This is a genomic window from Mycobacterium sp. 1165196.3 (genome assembly GCF_001673415.1).
Lineage (GTDB): Bacteria > Actinomycetota > Actinomycetes > Mycobacteriales > Mycobacteriaceae > Mycobacterium > Mycobacterium europaeum_A.
Map to the genome: position 1 here is coordinate 1 of NZ_LZLU01000081.1, position 17,685 is coordinate 17,685.

Genomic DNA, 17,685 nt, shown 5'->3' on the forward strand with positions numbered 1-17,685 from the left:
GGCGCGGGCCCAGATCGCGTGCCTCGTTGAGGCGGCGGGCGGCTTCGGCGCGGCTGATCAGCGTCGCCTCGGCGATGGCCTGGACTGCCGTGGCGCCGAGTTCGACCGAGGGTGCTTGGCGGGCCAGGGCATTGATCACGGGGTGCTCGACGGCCGGGATGCGCCGGCGCTGCTTTTCGCAGCGCGCCAACACCGCCAACTGTTGGCGCGGCTTCAGCGCGTCGACGTTCAGCGCGCACACGCGATCCCAGGCGGCATCGAGCGCCTCGAACGCCGCCTCGACATCCTGCTCATCACTCACACCGCCAAACTAGCGAGGACCACCGACAAAAATCGGCGCCCAGAGACTACTGAAACCACAGTGGCACAAGGGATTTCGGTATGCGTTTTCGATATCTGTATTTCGTGGGACCGGACGGCCGGCGCCACGGGCGAAACCGGTCACCACCGTCAGAACTAGTCCGCTTCGCGCTTCGCCTGGACCTGTTTTTCGATCTCGCGCCAATTGCCCGGCTTGGGACGCGGCTTGCCGAAGCCACCCTTCGCGGCGCTCTGCAGGATGGCGTCGGCCTCGTCGATCTCCTTGATCATCTCCAGCGCGAACTCACGCTCGGCGGCGTAATACTTGGCCGCCCAGCGCAGCGCCAGCACCGAGTACGCCCACGCGGGTTCGGCCTCGGCTCCCTCGGCGTCCTCGACGGCCTTGCGGTGCCTGGCTTCGGCGTACGCCACATGCTCCTGCAGTAATTCCTTGAGCCGGCTCGGGTTACTGAGGTGCCCGAACGTAACCCGCAGCAGCACACTGTGTTTGAGCACCGGCGGGTCCACCGGCGCGTGAGTGGTCCACTCGGTCACGGCATCCATCCCGGCCGGGGTGATCTTGTACAGCCGGCGAGTGCGGGTGCCCTCGTCGCGTTCGACGCGTGAGGTCACCAGTCCCAGCGACTCCAGCTTCTTCAGCTCGGTGTAGATCTGGCTGTACGACGGGCTCCAGTAATACAGGTCGACACTCCAGTCGATCCACTTCTTGAGGTCATAGCCCGAAACCTCCTCTTCGTAGGACATCATGCCCAGCAGCGCCCAGCTGGTGGCGGCCAACGCCGCGTTGGTCAGCTTTTGGCTGGCAGGGTCCGTTTCGGAGTCCATGTCGCCAGGTTAACAACACCAACCCCTAGATTGGAGGACATGGACCGCTGGCTGGGACGCCCGTGAAGTTCGCCTTCCCCCTTCCGCACCTGCTGCGCCTCAAGGCGATCACGCAGCCCTGGGAGGCGGCCGTCACCGGAGGCGACCAGCGCCGCATGATGCAATGCGCCGACCGATGGGGCTACGACATGATCGCGGTGCCCGAGCATCTGGTCATCCCCACCGAGCATGTCGAGTTGTCCGGGCCGCACTATCTGCACTCGACGACCGCGCAGGCCTTCATCGCCGGTGCCACCGAGCGGGTGGCCATCAATTCCTGCGTCACCATCTTGCCGCTGCAGCACCCCATCGTGCTGGCCAAGGCCTTGGCCACCGCGGACTGGATGAGCGGGGGCCGGATGATGGTGACGTTCGGCGTGGGCTGGCTGGCCCGCGAGTTCGAGCTGCTCTCAGTGCCCTTCGGGGAGCGGGGCCGCATCGCCGACGAATACCTGGCCGCCATCGTCGAGCTGTGGACCAGCGACGCACCCCGATTCGAAGGCCGGTACGTGTCCTTCTCCGACATCGCCTTCGAGCCCAAACCCGTTCAGAAACCGCATCTTCCGATCTGGATCGGCGGCGACGCCGACGCCGCGCTGCGCCGGGCGGCCACGTTCGGGTCCGGTTGGTGGCCGTTCCTCACACCACCGGAGCAGATCGCCGAGAAGCTCGACTACATCAGGTCCCAACCCTCCTACGACGGCCGGGAATTCGAGGTGATGCACGGGCTGGGCACCAACCGGGTCGGCGAGGGACACGTCGCCCGCCGAGCGAGCGACCGGCCGGGCATGAGCGCCGGACACATCGTCGACCGGTTGAACTGGCTCGCCGAGCAGGGCGTGACCGTGACCGCGGTTCCCGTCCCTCCCGTGAGCGGCGTGGACGAATACCTCGACTACGCGCAGTGGGTCATCGAAGACATCAAGCCCCAGGTGTCCTAACGGATCTGCAATCCGCGCCGGCGCACCCAGTACACCGCGGCGATGCTGCCGGCGATCCACACACTCATGGCGATGCCAAGGTGGACGAAGCTTTTGGTGTCGCGCCCGAACACCGGCCAGATCAACGCGGGCGCCTGCTGCCACAACACGCGATGTTCCACGCCGTTCATCGGGTCGGCCACGTAGTACAGCACGTAGGGCAGCGTCAGGGCCAGCACCCAACTTCGGGTGCGGCGCAGATCGCCGCGCTGGCGCCAGCGCCGGATCAGCGGCTCGACACTGACCGGGTGCAGCACCGAGATGAAGTTGCCGACGCCTAACCAGGAGACGATGGGCACCGCGACGGTGGGGATCGTAATGCCCAGTCGCGCCGGCGTTTCCAGCCACAGCGTCAACACCACCGCCGCGGACAGGGTGGGCACGCCGACGATCGCGAGCAGGGCGAGGTTTTTGATCAACAGGATGCGCCAGAACGGCACGCCGGCGGACAACCCCCGCAGGATCCGGTAGTGGTCGGCGCCCAGGAAATTGGTGGTGGTGACGTCGGCGAGCACCCACGACGAGAAGTAGGTGCCCACCAGGATCACCCAATCGGGGTGCCGGCCCACCGGCGTCAGCGGCTGCACCAGCAACCAGCCGGCCGCGAAGACGACGTTGGCCACCACACCCATCAGCCAGGTGCGCGGCCGGGTGAACGACCACCGGATCTCGGCGATGACCGCCGGAATCAACGCCTTCTCGAAGTCCTTGGCGGCGCGCCGGGCCGCCGCGGGGCGCGGGGCCGACGCCCGCACCATGGCACTGAGAGAGGTGCGCAGCGCGGCGCTCACCCGCGGATGCGCCGGTGTCGCTGTGCCGCACGAGACGATCACCTGACGTGGCCCCCTTGCTCTCGGATCGGTCAACGGCTCGTCCGCAATGTACGCAGGGCAGGATAACGGCATGAACCGAAAGCGTGTCATCGTCGCCGGGCTCGGCGACGCCGGCGTCCTCGCGGCGATCCGGCTGTCGCGGCACGCCGACGTCGTCGGCATTTCGGCCAAGCCCGCGCTGGTGAGCGGCCAGGAGCTCGGCGTCCGGCTCTCGCGTCCACACGACTGGGCCCGCGATTACTGGATTCCGTTCGACCGGTTCCGCCGTCTCGACGGCGTCCGCACCGTGCAGGCCACGCTGACCGGCGTCGACCTGGACGCCCAAACCGTCTCCGGCCGAAGCGAAGACGGCGCGGCCGTCACCGAACCGTACGACGCGCTGATCATCTCGACCGGAGTCAGCAACGGCTTTTGGCGCCAGCCGACCCTGCAGTCGGCGGCCGAGATCGGCGCGGGACTGCGCGCCGCGCACGACAGGCTGGCCGCCGCCGGCTCGGTGGCCGTGGTGGGCGGCGGCGCGGCGGCGGTCAGCAGCGCCCTCAACATGGCGACCACGTGGCCGGACAAGCGCATCGACCTGTACTTCCCCGGCGAGTCCGCGCTGGCGGGACACCATCCGCGAATCTGGCATCGGCTGCGCCGCCGCCTCACCGAGCTGGGCGTCGGCCTGCACCCGGGCCACCGCGCGGTGGTGACCGACGGGTTCGCGGGCGAGGAACTGACCAGCGAGCCGGTCCACTTCAGCACCGGGCAGCCCCCGGCCCGAGCCGACGCCGTGCTGTGGGCGATCGGACGGGTGCGGCCCAACACCGGTTGGCTGCCGGCCGAACTGCTCGACGAGCGCGGGTTCGTGCGCGTCACCCCCGAACTGCGGGTGCCCGGCCACCGGGGCGTGTTCGCGGTCGGCGACGTCGCGGCGACGGATCCGCTGCGCAGCTCCGCCCGAAACCGGGGCGATGCCCTGGTGGCACGCAACGTCCTCGCCGACTTCGCCGGCCGGCCGTTGCGGCCCTACCGGGCGCCGGCGCGGCGCTGGGGCTCGCTGGTAGGTATCCAGCCCAACGGGCTGGAGGTCTTCCTGCCCACCGGCCAGTCCTTCCGCTTCCCGTCCTGGTCGGTCGAGCGCGTGGTGATGCCCTGGATCGTGCATTGGGGCATGTATCGGGGGGTGCGCCAGAACAACCCGCTGGGGTGAGGCGTCAGGTGCAGTTGAACAGCAGCATGAGCCCGTAATCCATGTGGATCTGTTGATGGCAGTGCAGTAGCGAAAGGCCGGGTTGGTCGGCGACGAAATCGATCTCCATGCTCTGGTAGCCGCCGAGCATGGCGACGTCCTTGCGGACACCGGCCGTCGCTGTCCCGGCGAACCGGGTGATTTCGAACGTGTGCCGGTGCAGGTGCATGGGGTGCAGGTCGTCGCTGGCGTTGCGGAACCGCAGCCGGTGACGCTTGCCGCGCTCGATGTCCAGCACGGGCTTGTTGGTGTCCATCGCGAAGGGCACACCGTTAATCGTCCAGACGTTGAAACCGTTGTCGGCGGCGTTGCGTTTCTCGATCAACATGTCGATGGTGCGATCGGGCGGTGGCAGGTCCGCCCGCTGCGATGCGCCGAACACCCGGTAATCCCACGTGAAGGGCGGGGGCGCCGCCCAGTGCGGATCCCCACCGCGCCCGGCATATTCGACGACCACGCCCATTCCGTGGCCGCGGTCGTCGTCGGACAGATCGCCCAGCACCCAGACGCCCGGATTGGTCATGCCGACCATCGCCGAGATCCGTTCGCCCGCGCCCAGCCACAACACCGGCACGGCGGTCCGCGTCGGTACCGGGTTGCCGTCCAGCGCGACGATGGTGAAAGTGTGGCCGGGCAGGGCCAAACTGCGGGTCTCGGTGGCGCTTCCGTTGAGAACGTGAAGCATGACCCGCTGACCGGTTCGCACCCGGATGGGCTCGCCGTGGCCCAGCATGCGCCCGTTGATCGCGAAGGCCCCGTACCCGACCTCGTTGCCGGGTGACTCGCCGCGCTCCAGCGCGGCGGCCATCGCCGACTCGCCCCTGTCCTTCAGGTCTTGATCCTGCGCACCGGCCAGAAAATCGCTGGGCATGTCGCCACCGCGGCTGAAGGCGGGGTCAAACTCCTTGAGCGTCAGAAAGATTTCCTGATCGTATGCACCGGTGTCGTGCGGGGGCTCGATGTAGACCGGGCCCACCAGGCCGCTGTACTGGCCACGCGACAGATCGGCGCGCGGCACGACGTGGGTGTGATAGAAGCGCAAGCCCGCCGGGCCGGGAACGAAGGAAATCCTGCGCATGCCGTGCGCGGGTATGTCGGGGGTGCCCTCCTCGGCGGCGCCGTCGACGTCGACGCCGACGTGCTGGCCGTGCCAGTGCAGCTGCTCCGGCGAGTCGGTGTCGTTGAAGACGTCGACCCAGGCTCGCCGGCCCTCCTTGAACCGCAACAGCGGACCGGGAAATTGACCGTTGTAGGTCAGGGTCGACACGGTCCGGTCCGGGGCCAACTCGACCTTCCCCGAGCCGATCCGCAGCGTGTAATCGGCTTTGCCGCCGGGTGGACCGCCGGGCGAAGGGTGTGAACATGCGCCACCGGCGCTTCCCGCGGCGGCCGTCAGCGCGACGCCGGCCCATTTGCCGAACTGACGCCGGTTGAGCACCATCGTCAGCGCCCGACCGCACCGACGCCGATGCCGGGCACGAAGAAGTCGATGCGGCGGCTCAATTCGCCTGCCACACGACGAAATTGCGGATAGCCGGCGCCGCCGGCAGACGGATCGGGCAGGCTCCAGTGCGTCGTGGTGGCCAGATCGTGGTCGCGCGCGTATTCGCGCACCTTGTCACACAGCGTGATCACGCAGTCGAAGCGGCGTCGAGACACCGTGGCCAGGGATTGGGGCCGGGTGCCGCTGAGGTCGATGCCGTATTCGTCGCGCATGACCCGGATGGCGTTGACGTGGAGCGCGGGTTTCGGATAACTACCCGCGCTTGCCGTTCGAATGCGCCCCTGGCCGCGTTTCTCGAGGAGTGCAGCGGCCATGGGCGAGCGCGCGCTGTTTCCGGTGCACAAAAACAACACGGTGCGCGGTGCCGCCCTGGGGGCGGCCCCGGGCGCCAACGCCGGATGCAAAGCGGCGGCCGCCTCACGAAATGCCTTGGCGCAGTTTGTCGAATTCAACCAGTAATAGGTGTCGCGCCCATCAAAACTGCTGCGTCGCGCATCGACGAGTCCGGCCGAACGCAACAACCGCAAGTGATACGAGACCAGGTTCTGCGGCTCGCCGACCGCGGCAGCCAATTCCCGCACCCGGTGGTCTCCGGAGGCCAGCTCGGTCAGCAGCGCCCACCGCAGGGGGTGCCCCGCCATCCGCATCAGCGGCGGAACGTCCGCTCGATCGACCGCCGCCATACTTCGGCACGATACATCAAATCAATTTGATAGGTTAGGCGCTACGCGAGGCGACGCAGGCGTGCCCATTTCTCCGACTTCGAGGAGACCCAGTGTCCGGAAGCATCCCGACGAGCACCCCGGCCGGCAACGACGAATTGCGCCGCAGCCTCGGCGTTTTCGACGCGGTGGTGATCGGGCTGGGATCGATGATCGGTGCGGGGATCTTCGCGGCCCTGGGCCCCGCGGCGCGCGCCGCCGGCTCGGGACTGCTGCTGGGCCTGGCGCTGGCGGCGGTAGTGGCCTACTGCAACGCCACGTCGTCGGCGCGGCTGGCGGCGCGCTACCCCGCGTCCGGCGGCACCTATCTCTACGGCCGAAAACGCCTGGGGGACTTCTGGGGATACCTGGCCGGTTGGGGATTCGTCGTCGGCAAGACCGCGTCGTGTGCGGCGATGGCCCTGACCATCGGCCTCTACGCCTGGCCGGCGCGGGCCCACGCGGTAGCCGTCGCGACGGTGGTGGCGCTGACGGCGGTCAATTACGCCGGGGTGCGCAAGTCGGCCTGGCTGACCCGCATCATCGTCGCGGTGGTGCTGGCGGTGCTGGTCGCCGTGATCGTCGCCGCGTTGACTTCCGGCGCGGCACGGCCCGAGCAGCTGCGGCTGAGCGGCGCCACCCTCGGCGGTGTGGTGCAGGCCGCCGGCCTGTTGTTCTTCGCCTTTGCCGGCTATGCGCGCATCGCCACCCTCGGCGAGGAGGTGCGCGACGCGGCGCGCACCATCCCGCGCGCGATACCGCTGGCGCTGACCATCACGCTGGCCGTCTATGCGCTGGTCGCGGTGGCCGCGCTGGGGGTGCTCGGCCCGGACCGGCTGGCGAATTCCGCCGCCCCGCTGGTCGAGACGGCCCGCGCGGCGGGAACGGGCTGGCTGGTTCCCGCCGTCCAGGCGGGAGCGGTGATCGCGGCGCTGGGCTCGCTGCTCGCGCTGATCCTCGGCGTCTCGCGCACCACGTTCGCGATGGCGCGCGACCACCACCTGCCGCACACCCTGGCCGCGGTGCATCCGCGGTTCGGCGTCCCCCACCGCGCGGAATTGTTGATCGGCGTCATCGTGGTGGTCCTGGCCGCCACCGCCGACCTGCGCGACGCCATCGGATTTTCCTCGTTTGCCGTGCTGATCTACTACGCCGTCGCCAACGCCTCGGCCTGCACGCTCGGTGCCGATGAAGGCCGCCCACACCGGGCTATCCCGGTGATCGGGCTGCTCGGCTGCGTCATGCTGGCCGTCGCGATGCCGCGATGGTCGGTGCTCTCCGGTGTGCTGGTGCTGGGCCTCGGTGCCGGCGCCTATCTGATTAGGCGTTTCATCGCCCGGACCACGTTGCGGCGCAACCGAAATCGCAGCTGACGGCGGCGCACGCCGCGCCGGCCGGCCGGACACCGCCGCCGGGCAAATAGCGGCATCGCGATTCCCCGAAGGCCGGACGGGGAAGACTGAGCGGATGGCTGACCCGGAAACCGAAGCGTTCGACAAGCTGGTGGCGCTGCTGAACTATCCGATGTTCGTCGTCACCACGCAGGCCAACGGCACTGAAGCCGGCTGCCTGGTGGGCTTCGCCAGCCAGACCAGCATCAATCCGCCCCGCTTCCTGGTCGGCCTGTCCAAGCGCAACCACACCTTCCGCGTCGCCCGCGACGCCTCCCACCTGGCCGTGCACGTCTTCGACCACGAACACCTCGACGTGGTCGAGCTTTTCGGCAGCCAGACCAGCGACGAGGTCGACAAGTTCGCCCGCTGTTCCTGGCACCGCGGCCCCGAACGGATGCCGATCCTCGACGACGCCGCCGCGTGGTTCGTCGGCGAGATCCTGGAGCGTTTCACGATGGGCGATCACGTCGGGCACCTGCTCGCACCGGTCGGCGGCAGCCCGCCGCGGGAACTGGAAACCTGGGTGTCCTTCGGCGACGTGCGCGAGCTGCAACCCGGCCACGAGGCCTGACACGTGGCCGAGTCGCCCCGGATCAGCGCCGTCCCCAGCATCATCGAGCTCGCGCCCTTCTATGCCGATCCCCCGGACGGGGTGCGCGCCAACATGATCTTCAGCGCCGACGGCGCCGCGGCGTTCGTCGGGCGCGCCGGTCCGCTGTCGTGCCCCACCGATCAGCGGCTCCTGCGAATCCTGCGCGGCCTCGCCGACGTCGTGCTGGTCGGTGCCGGCACCGCCCGCGCCGAAAACTACGGCCCGGTGACGCTCGGCGATGCGGCGCGGGAGCGGCGGCAGCACGAGGGGCGGGCCGAACCGCCGCCGATCGCCGTGGTGAGCCGCAGCGGTGAGCTACCGGCCCGGTTGCTCAGCGATCCGGACCAGCCGCCGATCCTGGTGACCTGCGCGAGCACCGCGGCGCGGTTCGACCCCGACGACGACCGCCAACACCTCCTGGTCGCGGGCGAAGACTCCGTCGACGTCTCCCGCGCGGTCGCGACCCTGCGGGAGCTCGGCATGCACCGCATCCTGTGCGAGGGCGGACCGACGCTGCTCGACGAGCTGGTGGAGGCCGACGCCGTCACCGAGATCTGTGTGACGCTGGCCCCCAAGCTGGCGGCGAGCCAACCGGTAGGCCACCGGCTGCACCCGGCGCGGCTATCCGCACCGGTCACCATGAGCCTCGAGCACGCGCTGGTCTGCGACGGCTATCTGTATTTGAAATATCGCCGCTGAGCCCGGCCGCAATCGGCGGAATGCGGGCGCGCGCAACGCGCTCGGCATGCAGCCGACCGCACCTCTTCCTATGATGAAAATGCCCGGTATGAACGTTGCGCGAATCACTTCGCGCGACCTTCCTTCAATTGATCGCCGTTCCACTTTCCCGATGCACACAGAAAAGGATCACCGGCCCGGTGAGCAGTTCAGACGATGACCGTGACTACCGCAACCTGGCGGTGAACCGGCTGCGCCCCAGCGAGATTCACTGGGCCCTGAACCACGATGCCGTGCACGGGATCGCCTACGCGTTCAAGAATCCGGTCGCGGTCGCCGAATCCCTCGAGGATCCCGACGACGACCGGAAGACCTACCTGGTTCGGGTCAAGCGCGACGACCTGGCCAACGCGCTGGAAAAGATCAACGAATGGATCTTCGACAATCCCGGCCCCGCCGGCATGCAGGCGTACGGTTTCGTCCGGGCGCTGGCCCGAGAAGGGCTCACCGAGCGCGCCACCGGCGATGACGACATCCGTTAATCGCGCCCCGTCGAATTAGCTGGCTTTCGCTATTCGCCGTGCCCCGCGGCCGCGAAAACCTTAGCCTTATGCCTGCATGCCCGGTATGCGCGGGTGAGGAGTCTTCGATGGGTGAGGCGACCGCGGATTCGCGGGAGGGTACGCAGTTCGGGCCGTATCGGCTGCTGCGCCTGGTCGGCCGTGGCGGCATGGGCGACGTCTACGAGGCCGAGGACACGGTCCGCGAGCGCACCGTGGCCCTCAAACTGATGTCGCGGACCCTGTCCAACGATCCGGTCTTCCGCTCCCGGATGCAGCGCGAGGCCCGCACCGCCGGGCGGCTGCACGAACCGCACGTCGTGCCCATCCACGACTTCGGCGAAATCGACGGGCAGCTCTACGTGGACATGCGGCTGATCGACGGCAAGGACCTGGCCAGCATGCTGAAGCGGTACGGGCCGATATCGCCGCCGCGCGCGATAGCGATTGTGCGCCAGATCGGTTCGGCGCTCGACGCCGCGCACGCGGCCGGGATCCTGCACCGAGACGTGAAGCCGGAAAACATCCTGGTGAGCGCCGACGACTTCGCCTATCTCGTCGATTTCGGCATCGCCAGCGCCACGTCGGACGAAAAGCTGACGCAGTTCGGCACCACTGTGGGCACCGCCAAATACATGGCCCCGGAGCGGTTCGGTGATTCCGCAATCACCCACAAGGCCGACATCTACGCGCTGGCCTGCGTGCTCTACGAGTGCCTGACCGGCTCCCCGCCCTACACCGGTGACCAGCTCAGCGTGATGGGCGCCCACGTCCACCAACCGATCCCGCGCCCGAGCGCGGCGCGCCCCAGCATCCCGGCCGCCTTCGACGGCGTGATCGCCCGCGGCATGGCCAAGGACCCCGCGGACCGCTACCTCACCTGCGGTGACCTGGCGGCGGCCGCCTACGGCGCCCTGGCCGCGCCGGATCAGGATCGGGCCACCGACATCCTGGAGCGCACCCAAATGGCAACGCCGCCGGCCGCATTCGCCGGCCAGCCGGCCGGCGGGTTTGCGCCCGGCCCGCCCGCCGCGGCACCGCCCGCCCCGCCGCTCGGCTCCTGGCCCACGCCGTCGGGCGCCGTCCAACCACCGCCGTGGGGCGGCCCCCCGGTCTGGACCAACGCCGGCGCGGCGACCCCGCCCTGGGGCCAGCCGCCGCGGGCCGGCCGCAAGCCCTGGCTGTGGGTCGGTGTCGCCGCCACGCTCACGGTGGTGCTGATCGGGGTGATCCTCGGCGTCGTGCGCCCGTGGGAACCGAAGTCCGGGCCGGCCCCGGCGACGCCGCCCCCGCCGCCGCCCGACGCCGTCGCGCTGCGGGTCCTCGATGACGGTGTGTTCGTCGGGAGTTCGGCGGCCCAGACCACGATCGACATCTTCAACGAGCCGATCTGCCCGCCGTGCGGCAGCTTCATCAGGTCGAACGCCGCCGACATCGACGCCGCGGTGAACAACAAGAAGCTGGCCGTGCGTTATCACCTGCTCAACTTCCTCGACGACAAGTCGCACAGCCAGGACTACTCGACCCGCGCGGTGGCGGCCAGCTACTGCGTCGCCGCGCAGAACGACCCCAAGCTCTACGCCGACTTCTATTCGGGCTTGTTCGCCAGCAACTTTCAGCCGCAGGAGGGCGCCGCCGAGGACCGCACCGACGGCGAGCTCGCACAATTGGCCAAGACGGTCGGCGCTAGCGCCGGGGTCATCGCCTGCATCAAGTCCGGCGACGACATCGGCACGGCCAAGGCCAAAGCGGCCAACGGCTACTCGACGCTGTCGAGCGACAACGCCAACTCCACGCCGTTCGTGTGGGACGGCACCACGGCGGTGAACTACCAGAATCCCACCTGGCTGACGAAACTCACCGGATAGCAAGCGGCCCCGGGGATGTTGTGAGCGACGCGCAGGGGTCGAAGGCGGGAACGACGTTCGGGCCCTACCGCCTCAAGCGGCTGCTCGGCCGCGGCGGAATGGGCGAGGTGTACGAGGCCGAGCACACCGTCAAGCAGTGGACCGTGGCGGTGAAGCTGATGTCCCACACGTTCAGCCAGGATCCGGTGTTCCGCAAGCGAATGGAGCGCGAGGCCCGCATCACCGGCCAGCTGCTGGAGCCGCATGTGGTGCCCATCCACGACTACGGCGAAATCGACGGCCAGCTGTTCCTGGAGATGCGCCTCATCGAGGGTGTCGACCTGGACACCTTGCTCGAACAGCAGGGACCGCTGCCCGCGCCCCGGGCGGTCGCCATCATCCACCAGGTCGCGTCGGCGCTCGACGCCGCCCACGCCGCGGGGGTGACGCATCGCGACGTCAAACCGCAAAACATCCTGATCACCGGCGACGACTTCGCCTATCTGGTCGACTTCGGGATCGCCAGCGCCGAGACCGACGAGAAACTCACCCAGCTGGGCACCGCGGTCGGAACGTTGAAATACATGGCGCCCGAACGCTTTTCGAGTGACGAGGTGACTTCCCGCGCCGACGTCTACGCGCTGGCCTGCGTGCTGTACGAATGCCTGACGGGGGCGCCGCCGTATGGCGCCGACAGCTCCGGCGCGCTGGTGACCGCGCACATGATGCAGCCCATCCCCAAACCCAGCGCGCACGCGGCCGGCGTCAGCCCGGCATTCGACGCGGTGATCGCGGGCGGAATGGCCAAGGACCCCGCCGAGCGCTACCCCACCGCCGGCGCGCTGGCCGAGGCCGCGCACAAGGCGCTGAGCAGCCCCGAGCGCGAGCGGGCCGAGACGATCCTGCAGCGCGGCGACGCCGCTGGCCCGATCAGCCCGATCAGCCCGCCCGGCCCGCCGCGGCGCAGGCGCACCCGGTGGCCGGTGGTCGCCGCCGCCGCCGTCATCGCCGTCGCGATCGGTGCCGCCGGCGTCTGGCTGCTGCTCAAGCCGACCAGCCAGCCCCAGCACCTTGCCACGTCGGGCAAGACCGCGCCGCCGTCCGCCGCGGCGCCCGGCGGCGATCAGGCGCGGCTGATCAGCCTGCTTCCACCCGGGTACCTGCCCGGCGCCTGCACGCCGGCCACTCCGGAGACGGGCAGCATCTGGGTGACTGCGGTGGCCATGGTGACCTGCGGCCAGAACACCCAGCCCGGCGGACCGGCCCGCGCCACCTACGGGCTGTTCGCCACGCCCGACCGGCTGAAGCGGGCCTTCGCCGACGACATCGGCAATATCAGCCTGGTGAACTGCCCCGGCGAGGGACGCTCACCCGTCAGCTGGCACTACGACGAGACACCCAACGACATGGCCGGCCTGATCGCGTGCGGCACCTACAACAACCGCCCCAACGTGATCTGGTCCAACGACGCCAGGCTCATGCTCAGCGACGTCAGCGGGGATCCGGCCACCGTCGAGGACCTGCACACGTGGTGGGACGCGTACGGCTGATCCGTCGCGACTCAGTCCGCTGCCGGCTCCGAATCTTCCCTGTGCTCAGCATCTTCGGCGTCTTCCACGGTCAACGGCAGCGCCAGCTCTTCGAGCGGGCGCCGCTCGGCGGCGATGCCGAGCCACAGTTCGACCAGGCCCGCGGCCGCCATCACGGCCGCCCCGATGAGGAACGACCAGACGACCTCGGTGCGCATGCCCGAGTTGATCAGCTGACCGAACAGCAACGGCCCGGTGATACCACCGATCGCCGTGCCCATCGCGTAGAAGAATGCGATCGCCAGCGCCCTGGTCTCCATCGGGAAGATCTCGCTGACCGTCAGGTACGCCGCGCTGGCGCCGGCCGAGGCCAGGAAGAACGCGACGATCAGCACGCCGATGAAGGCCCAGACGCCGCCGGCCCGGGTGAGAAACACGATCGCCAGCGCCACCACCGCGACCGCGGAACCGAGGTAGGTCAGCGTGATCATCGGTTTACGGCCGACCGTGTCGAACAGGTGCCCGAGTACCAGCGGGCCGGCGAAATTGCTCAGGGCCCACAGCACGAAGAACACCGGCACCATGCCCGACGGCACCGCGTAGAACTGGCTGAGCAGCGTGCCGAGGTTGAACGTGACGCCGTTGTAGAGGAACGCCTGCCCGATGAACAGCGCCAGCCCGAGGATCGCGCGCCGCGGATAGAGCTTGAACGCGACCGCGGCGATCTCGCGGAACGAGATCGCGGTGCGCTGGCGGATCCGCAACGCCTTGCCTTGCGGTTCCGGCAGCGGCTGGCCGGTCTCGCGCTGAACCGCCTCCTCGATCTCGCCGACGATCTGTTCGGCTTCGTCGTCGCGGCCGTGGATGAACAACCACCGCGGGCTCTCCGGCACGTTGCGCCGCACCAGCAGCACGAAAATGCCGAGGATGGCGCCGATTCCGAAGGCGAGCCGCCAGCCGATGTTGGGCGGGAAGTTCGAGGTGTTCAGCAGGATCAGCGCGCCGCCCGCGCCGGCGGCCGAACCCAGCCAATAGGTTCCGTTGATCACCAGGTCGACGCGGCCGCGCACCCGCGCCGGGATCAGCTCGTCGATGGCCGAATTGATGGCGGCGTATTCGCCCCCGATGCCCGAGCCGGTGAAGAAGCGGGTCAGGAAGAAGTACCACGGGGCGAACGCGAAGGCGGTCGCCACGGTGGCCACCAAATAGATCGCCAGGGTGAGGATGAACAGGTTTCGCCGGCCGAAGCGGTCGGTCAGGTGGCCGAAGAACAGCGCCCCCGAACAGGCGCCGGCGATGTAGATCGCGGCCGCCATGCCGATCTGGGCGGGATCGAGCGCGATGCCGCTGTTGTGCTCCATGAGCCGGGCCGAGACGTTGCCCACCATGGTGACCTCGAGCCCGTCGAGCACCCACACCCCGCCCAGGCCGACGACCACGCGCCAGTGAAACCGCGACCACGGCAGCCGGTCCAGCCGCGCCGGCACATGGGTCGAGATGGTCTTGGTTTGCGCGCTCGCACTCATGCGGTCTCCGTTCGGCGTTTGAAAAGAGATCTACCCATTCAGCGGGCGTCAGCCGCGATCGGAGCGGGACTCCTCGGGAGTCCAGGCCTGCGGCTGGCCGGGGTGGCCGGGAAACAGGAAGTCGATGAAGGCCGCGGCGGTGGGCTGGGGTTCGTGGTTGGCCAAGCCTGGGCGCTCGTTGGCTTCGATGAACGCGTACTCGGCGCCGGTGACGTCGGGCACCAACAGGTCGATGCCGGTCACCGGGATGCCGATCGCCTCGGCCGCCGTCACCGCGACGCGGCACAATTCGCTGTTCACGTGCGCGGTGACGTCGTGGATGGTGCCGCCCTGATGCAGGTTGGCGGTGCGGCGCACCCGCAGCCGGGTCCCCTGGGGCAGCACGTCGTCCAGCTTCCACCCGGCCTCGGCGACGGTCGACTCGGTGAGGTCGTCGAGCGGGATGCGGGACTCGCCGCCGGTGGCCGCCGAGCGCCGCCGGCTCTCGGCCGCGATCAGGTCCCGCACGCTGTGCTCCCCGGTGCCGATGATCTCGGGAGGCATCCGCAGCGCGGCGGCCACCACGCGGCCGTCGATCACCACCAGCCGAAGGTCGTCGCCCGTGATCCGCTGTTCGATCAGCACGTCCGGGTACTGCTGGCGGGCCCGCGCCAGTGCGGCGGACAGGTCGTCGGGGCCGTTGTCCGGCACCACCCCAACGGTGATGCCTTTGCCCTGCTCGCCCCGTGTCGGTTTGACGACGACCTCGCCGACCTCCTTGACGAAGGCGAAGTCGCTCTCGTCGAAGGTGGCCAGCCGCGCCCGCGGCACGGTGATGCCGGCCTCGGAGACCAGGCGCCGCGTCAGCCGCTTGTCGTCACACCGGCACATCGCCACCGCCGAGGTGTACTCGGACAGCGACTCACGGGTGATGACGCTGCGGCCGCCGTGGGTCAGGCGCATCTCGCCGGTCTCGGCGTCGAGCACCTCGACCCAGATCCCCCGCCGCAGCGCCTCGTCGGCGATGATCCGGGCATAGGGGTTGAGGTCGTCGACCGTCTCGGGCGGCGGGCTGAACAGCGGCTCGTTGATCGCGTTCTTGCGCTTGATCGCCAGCACCGGGACGCGGCGGAAACCCAGCTTCTCGTAGAGGCCGATGGCGGCCGCGTTGTCGTGTGCCACCGACAGATCCATGTAGGCGCGGCCCGCACTGCGGAAGTGCTCGGCCAGCGCCTTGGTCAGCGCGCCGCCGACGCCGGGCAGCCCGGCGGCCGGATCGACCGCCAGGGTCCACAGGCTCGACCCTTCCTCGGGGTCGTTGAACAGCAACTCGTGATCGACCCCGGTGACCGTGCCGACCACCGCGCCGTCCTCGTCGCGCACCGCGAGCAGATACTTCACCGCAGGCACGTTCTGGTGGTTGTCCCAGATCACGTCGACGCCGGCCGGGACCATGCCGCAGCGCACGTAGACGCGGTTCATGGCGTCGGCGTCGATCGGGTCGTTGAGCGTGCGCACCGTCAAGCCCGGCGGGGCCGGGCCGAAGTTCTTCGTCGCAGGCGTGAAACGCAGCCGGTAGGTGTGGCTGGGGTCGATGAAGAGCTCGGTGGGCGCCTCGGCGACCACCACGTGAGATTCGCGGGCGTAGATGCAGATGTCGCGCCGGCCGGGCCCCTCGCGGCGCAGGGCCTCGACCAGCTGCTGGGAATTGGCGAAGGTCTGCCCGAAAATCAGTCGGCCCCAACCCAATTCGAGCTCGACGTCTTTGGCCATCGCATCGACCAGCTCGGGCGGGGATGCGTCGTGCAGACCGAGCGTGATCGCCTCGGTGTGGTCGCCGGACGGATCGGCCATGGTCATGCAACCGGGCCGGTGACACCGTGGCGCTGCAGCCAGAGCTCGAGCAGCGCGATCTGCCAGAGCTCGTTGCCGCGCAGCGGGGTCAGCTTGCCGTTGGGGTTGGCCAGCAGCGCGTCGACCGCGTCGGTGTTGAACAGGCCGCGCTCCTTGGCGGTGGGCGCGTACAGAGCGTCGCGGACCATGTCGAGGTACGGGCCTTCGAGGTGGGTCAGCGCCGGGACCGGGAAGTAGCCCTTGGGGCGGTCGATTACCTCCGCCGGAATCACCCGTCGCGCAGCCTGTTTCAGGACGCCCTTGCCTTCGTGCGCGATCTTGAGCTCCGGCGGGCAGGTCGCGGCCAGCTCGACCAGCTCGTGGTCGAGGAACGGAACCCGGCCCTCCAGCCCCCACGCCATCGTCATGTTGTCCACCCGCTTCACCGGATCGTCGATCAACATCACCGTCGTGTCGAGCCGCAGCGCGCGGTCGATCCCGGTTTCGGCGCCGGCTTGCGCGAAGTGCTCGGTGACGAACCGCAGGCTGGGGTCACCGGCCGCGACGATGCCCGATCCGACCAGCGCCTGCACCCCGGCCGCGTCGCGGTCGAAGAAGGCGCCCCGGTACTGGGCGACGGCGCCGTCCAGGGTGGCGGCGGCCGGATCGCCCATCGGCGGATACCAGTGGTAGCCGGCGAACACTTCGTCGGCGCCCTGGCCGGACTGCACGACCTTGACGTGCCGCGCCACTTCCTGGCTGAGCAGATAGAAGGCGACGCAGTCGTGGCTGACCATCGGCTCGCTCATCGCGCCGATGGCCCCGTCCAGGGCGGGCAGCATCCGGTCGGTCTCGATGCGGATCTGGTGGTGGTCGGTCTCGAAGCGCTGGGCCACGATGTCGGAGTACTGGAATTCGTCGCCCTTGACGCCGCCGGCGGACTCGAAGCCGATGGAGAACGTCGACAACCCGTGCTGGCCGGCCTCGGCGAGCAAACCCACGATCAGGCTGGAGTCCACGCCGCCGGACAACAGGCAACCGACCGGCACGTCCGCGACCAGGCGGCGCTTGACCGCCAACCGCAGCGTGGACAGCACCGCGTCTTCCCAGTCGCGCTCCGACCAATCCGCGCGGTCGGAGTGCCGGGTGAAGTCGGGGGCCCAGTAGGTGGTAACGGTGCGCCGGCCGTCGGGCTCGATGGCGACCAGCGAGGCGGGCGGCACCTTGCGGACGCCGCGCAGGATGGTGTTCGGCGCGGGCACCACCGAGTGGAAGCTCATGTAGTGGTGCAGGGCGACGGGGTCGATGCG

16 protein-coding genes are annotated in these 17,685 nt (G+C 69.2%); 8 read left to right on the forward strand and 8 right to left on the reverse strand.

Annotated features, from left to right (window positions below):
* A partial coding sequence (locus A5659_RS08255) for a DUF222 domain-containing protein (protein ID WP_156748911.1) occupies nucleotides 1-301 on the reverse strand: 301 nt, incomplete at its 3' end.
* 155 nt (nucleotides 302-456) lie between these two features.
* On the reverse strand, nucleotides 457-1,146 hold the full coding sequence (locus tag A5659_RS08260; RefSeq protein ID WP_066872560.1) for a PadR family transcriptional regulator: 690 nt from the start codon (nucleotides 1,144-1,146) through the stop codon (nucleotides 457-459).
* A gap of 62 nt (nucleotides 1,147-1,208) precedes the next feature.
* Here A5659_RS08260 and A5659_RS08265 point away from each other — a divergent pair, with 62 nt between their 5' ends.
* Nucleotides 1,209-2,126 carry a TIGR03619 family F420-dependent LLM class oxidoreductase gene (locus tag A5659_RS08265; protein ID WP_067023697.1) on the forward strand — a complete coding sequence of 306 codons (918 nt, stop codon included), beginning with the start codon at nucleotides 1,209-1,211 and terminating at the stop codon, nucleotides 2,124-2,126.
* On the opposite strand, the gene A5659_RS08270 is transcribed toward A5659_RS08265, so the two are convergent.
* Nucleotides 2,123-2,923 (reverse strand): hypothetical protein, encoded by an 801-nt coding sequence (locus A5659_RS08270; RefSeq protein ID WP_231997777.1) that lies wholly within the window; start codon nucleotides 2,921-2,923, stop codon nucleotides 2,123-2,125. The two genes, A5659_RS08265 and A5659_RS08270, sit on opposite strands and share 4 nt — an antisense overlap.
* A gap of 145 nt (nucleotides 2,924-3,068) precedes the next feature.
* Between A5659_RS08270 and A5659_RS08275 the strand changes: the two genes are divergently transcribed.
* On the forward strand, nucleotides 3,069-4,193 hold the full coding sequence (locus tag A5659_RS08275) for an FAD-dependent oxidoreductase (protein WP_066872596.1): 1,125 nt from the start codon (nucleotides 3,069-3,071) through the stop codon (nucleotides 4,191-4,193).
* A 4-nt stretch (nucleotides 4,194-4,197) separates the two neighbouring features.
* On the opposite strand, the gene A5659_RS08280 is transcribed toward A5659_RS08275, so the two are convergent.
* A complete protein-coding gene (locus A5659_RS08280) occupies nucleotides 4,198-5,673 on the reverse strand; it encodes a multicopper oxidase family protein (RefSeq protein WP_231997776.1) in 1,476 nt (491 codons plus the stop codon).
* A gap of 2 nt (nucleotides 5,674-5,675) precedes the next feature.
* Nucleotides 5,676-6,419, reverse strand: a complete 744-nt coding sequence (locus A5659_RS08285) for an ArsR family transcriptional regulator (RefSeq protein ID WP_066872568.1) — start codon at nucleotides 6,417-6,419, stop codon at nucleotides 5,676-5,678.
* Between the two features lie 104 nt (nucleotides 6,420-6,523).
* On the opposite strand from A5659_RS08285, the gene A5659_RS08290 reads away from it, so the two are divergent.
* From A5659_RS08290 to A5659_RS08315, 6 genes are all read left to right on the forward strand, one after another.
* A complete protein-coding gene (locus A5659_RS08290; RefSeq protein WP_066872599.1) occupies nucleotides 6,524-7,810 on the forward strand; it encodes an APC family permease in 1,287 nt (428 codons plus the stop codon).
* A gap of 94 nt (nucleotides 7,811-7,904) precedes the next feature.
* Nucleotides 7,905-8,402 (forward strand): flavin reductase family protein, encoded by a 498-nt coding sequence (locus A5659_RS08295; RefSeq protein WP_066872571.1) that lies wholly within the window; start codon nucleotides 7,905-7,907, stop codon nucleotides 8,400-8,402.
* Nucleotides 8,403-8,405: 3 nt separating this feature from the next.
* Nucleotides 8,406-9,122 carry a pyrimidine reductase family protein gene (locus A5659_RS08300; protein ID WP_066872574.1) on the forward strand — a complete coding sequence of 239 codons (717 nt, stop codon included), beginning with the start codon at nucleotides 8,406-8,408 and terminating at the stop codon, nucleotides 9,120-9,122.
* 179 nt (nucleotides 9,123-9,301) lie between these two features.
* Nucleotides 9,302-9,643 (forward strand): hypothetical protein, encoded by a 342-nt coding sequence (locus A5659_RS08305; protein WP_066872577.1) that lies wholly within the window; start codon nucleotides 9,302-9,304, stop codon nucleotides 9,641-9,643.
* A gap of 107 nt (nucleotides 9,644-9,750) precedes the next feature.
* A complete protein-coding gene (locus A5659_RS08310; protein WP_066872580.1) occupies nucleotides 9,751-11,529 on the forward strand; it encodes a serine/threonine protein kinase PknE in 1,779 nt (592 codons plus the stop codon).
* 20 nt (nucleotides 11,530-11,549) lie between these two features.
* On the forward strand, nucleotides 11,550-13,058 hold the full coding sequence (locus A5659_RS08315; RefSeq protein WP_067022940.1) for a serine/threonine-protein kinase: 1,509 nt from the start codon (nucleotides 11,550-11,552) through the stop codon (nucleotides 13,056-13,058).
* A gap of 11 nt (nucleotides 13,059-13,069) precedes the next feature.
* Here the strand turns inward: A5659_RS08315 and A5659_RS08320 are convergent, their stop codons facing one another.
* From A5659_RS08320 to A5659_RS08330, 3 genes are all read right to left on the reverse strand, one after another.
* Nucleotides 13,070-14,563, reverse strand: coding sequence for an MFS transporter (locus A5659_RS08320; RefSeq protein WP_067022943.1), 1,494 nt, complete (start codon nucleotides 14,561-14,563; stop codon nucleotides 13,070-13,072).
* 48 nt (nucleotides 14,564-14,611) lie between these two features.
* The gene (gene ngg / locus A5659_RS08325) at nucleotides 14,612-16,402 is read right to left on the reverse strand and encodes an N-acetylglutaminylglutamine synthetase (RefSeq protein ID WP_066872590.1); all 1,791 of its coding nucleotides are present in this window, start codon (nucleotides 16,400-16,402) and stop codon (nucleotides 14,612-14,614) included.
* Nucleotides 16,399-17,685, reverse strand: a 1,287-nt coding sequence (locus A5659_RS08330; RefSeq protein WP_066872602.1) for an N-acetylglutaminylglutamine amidotransferase, incomplete at its 5' end; no start/stop codon positions are given. The genes ngg and A5659_RS08330, both read right to left, overlap by 4 nt.

What these genes read in the sequence shown, in the direction of transcription:
- A5659_RS08280 (WP_231997776.1), bottom strand. Translation starts at nt 5,673, where the DNA reads ATGGTGCTCAACCGGCGTCAGTTCGGCAAATGGGCCGGCGTCGCGCTG.
- A5659_RS08260 (WP_066872560.1), bottom strand. Translation starts at nt 1,146, where the DNA reads ATGGACTCCGAAACGGACCCTGCCAGCCAAAAGCTGACCAACGCGGCG.
- A5659_RS08310 (WP_066872580.1), top strand. Translation starts at nt 9,751, where the DNA reads ATGGGTGAGGCGACCGCGGATTCGCGGGAGGGTACGCAGTTCGGGCCG.
- ngg (WP_066872590.1), bottom strand. Translation starts at nt 16,402, where the DNA reads ATGACCATGGCCGATCCGTCCGGCGACCACACCGAGGCGATCACGCTC.
- A5659_RS08285 (WP_066872568.1), bottom strand. Translation starts at nt 6,419, where the DNA reads ATGGCGGCGGTCGATCGAGCGGACGTTCCGCCGCTGATGCGGATGGCG.
- A5659_RS08275 (WP_066872596.1), top strand. Translation starts at nt 3,069, where the DNA reads ATGAACCGAAAGCGTGTCATCGTCGCCGGGCTCGGCGACGCCGGCGTC.
- A5659_RS08270 (WP_231997777.1), bottom strand. Translation starts at nt 2,923, where the DNA reads ATGGTGCGGGCGTCGGCCCCGCGCCCCGCGGCGGCCCGGCGCGCCGCC.
- A5659_RS08295 (WP_066872571.1), top strand. Translation starts at nt 7,905, where the DNA reads ATGGCTGACCCGGAAACCGAAGCGTTCGACAAGCTGGTGGCGCTGCTG.
- A5659_RS08320 (WP_067022943.1), bottom strand. Translation starts at nt 14,563, where the DNA reads ATGAGTGCGAGCGCGCAAACCAAGACCATCTCGACCCATGTGCCGGCG.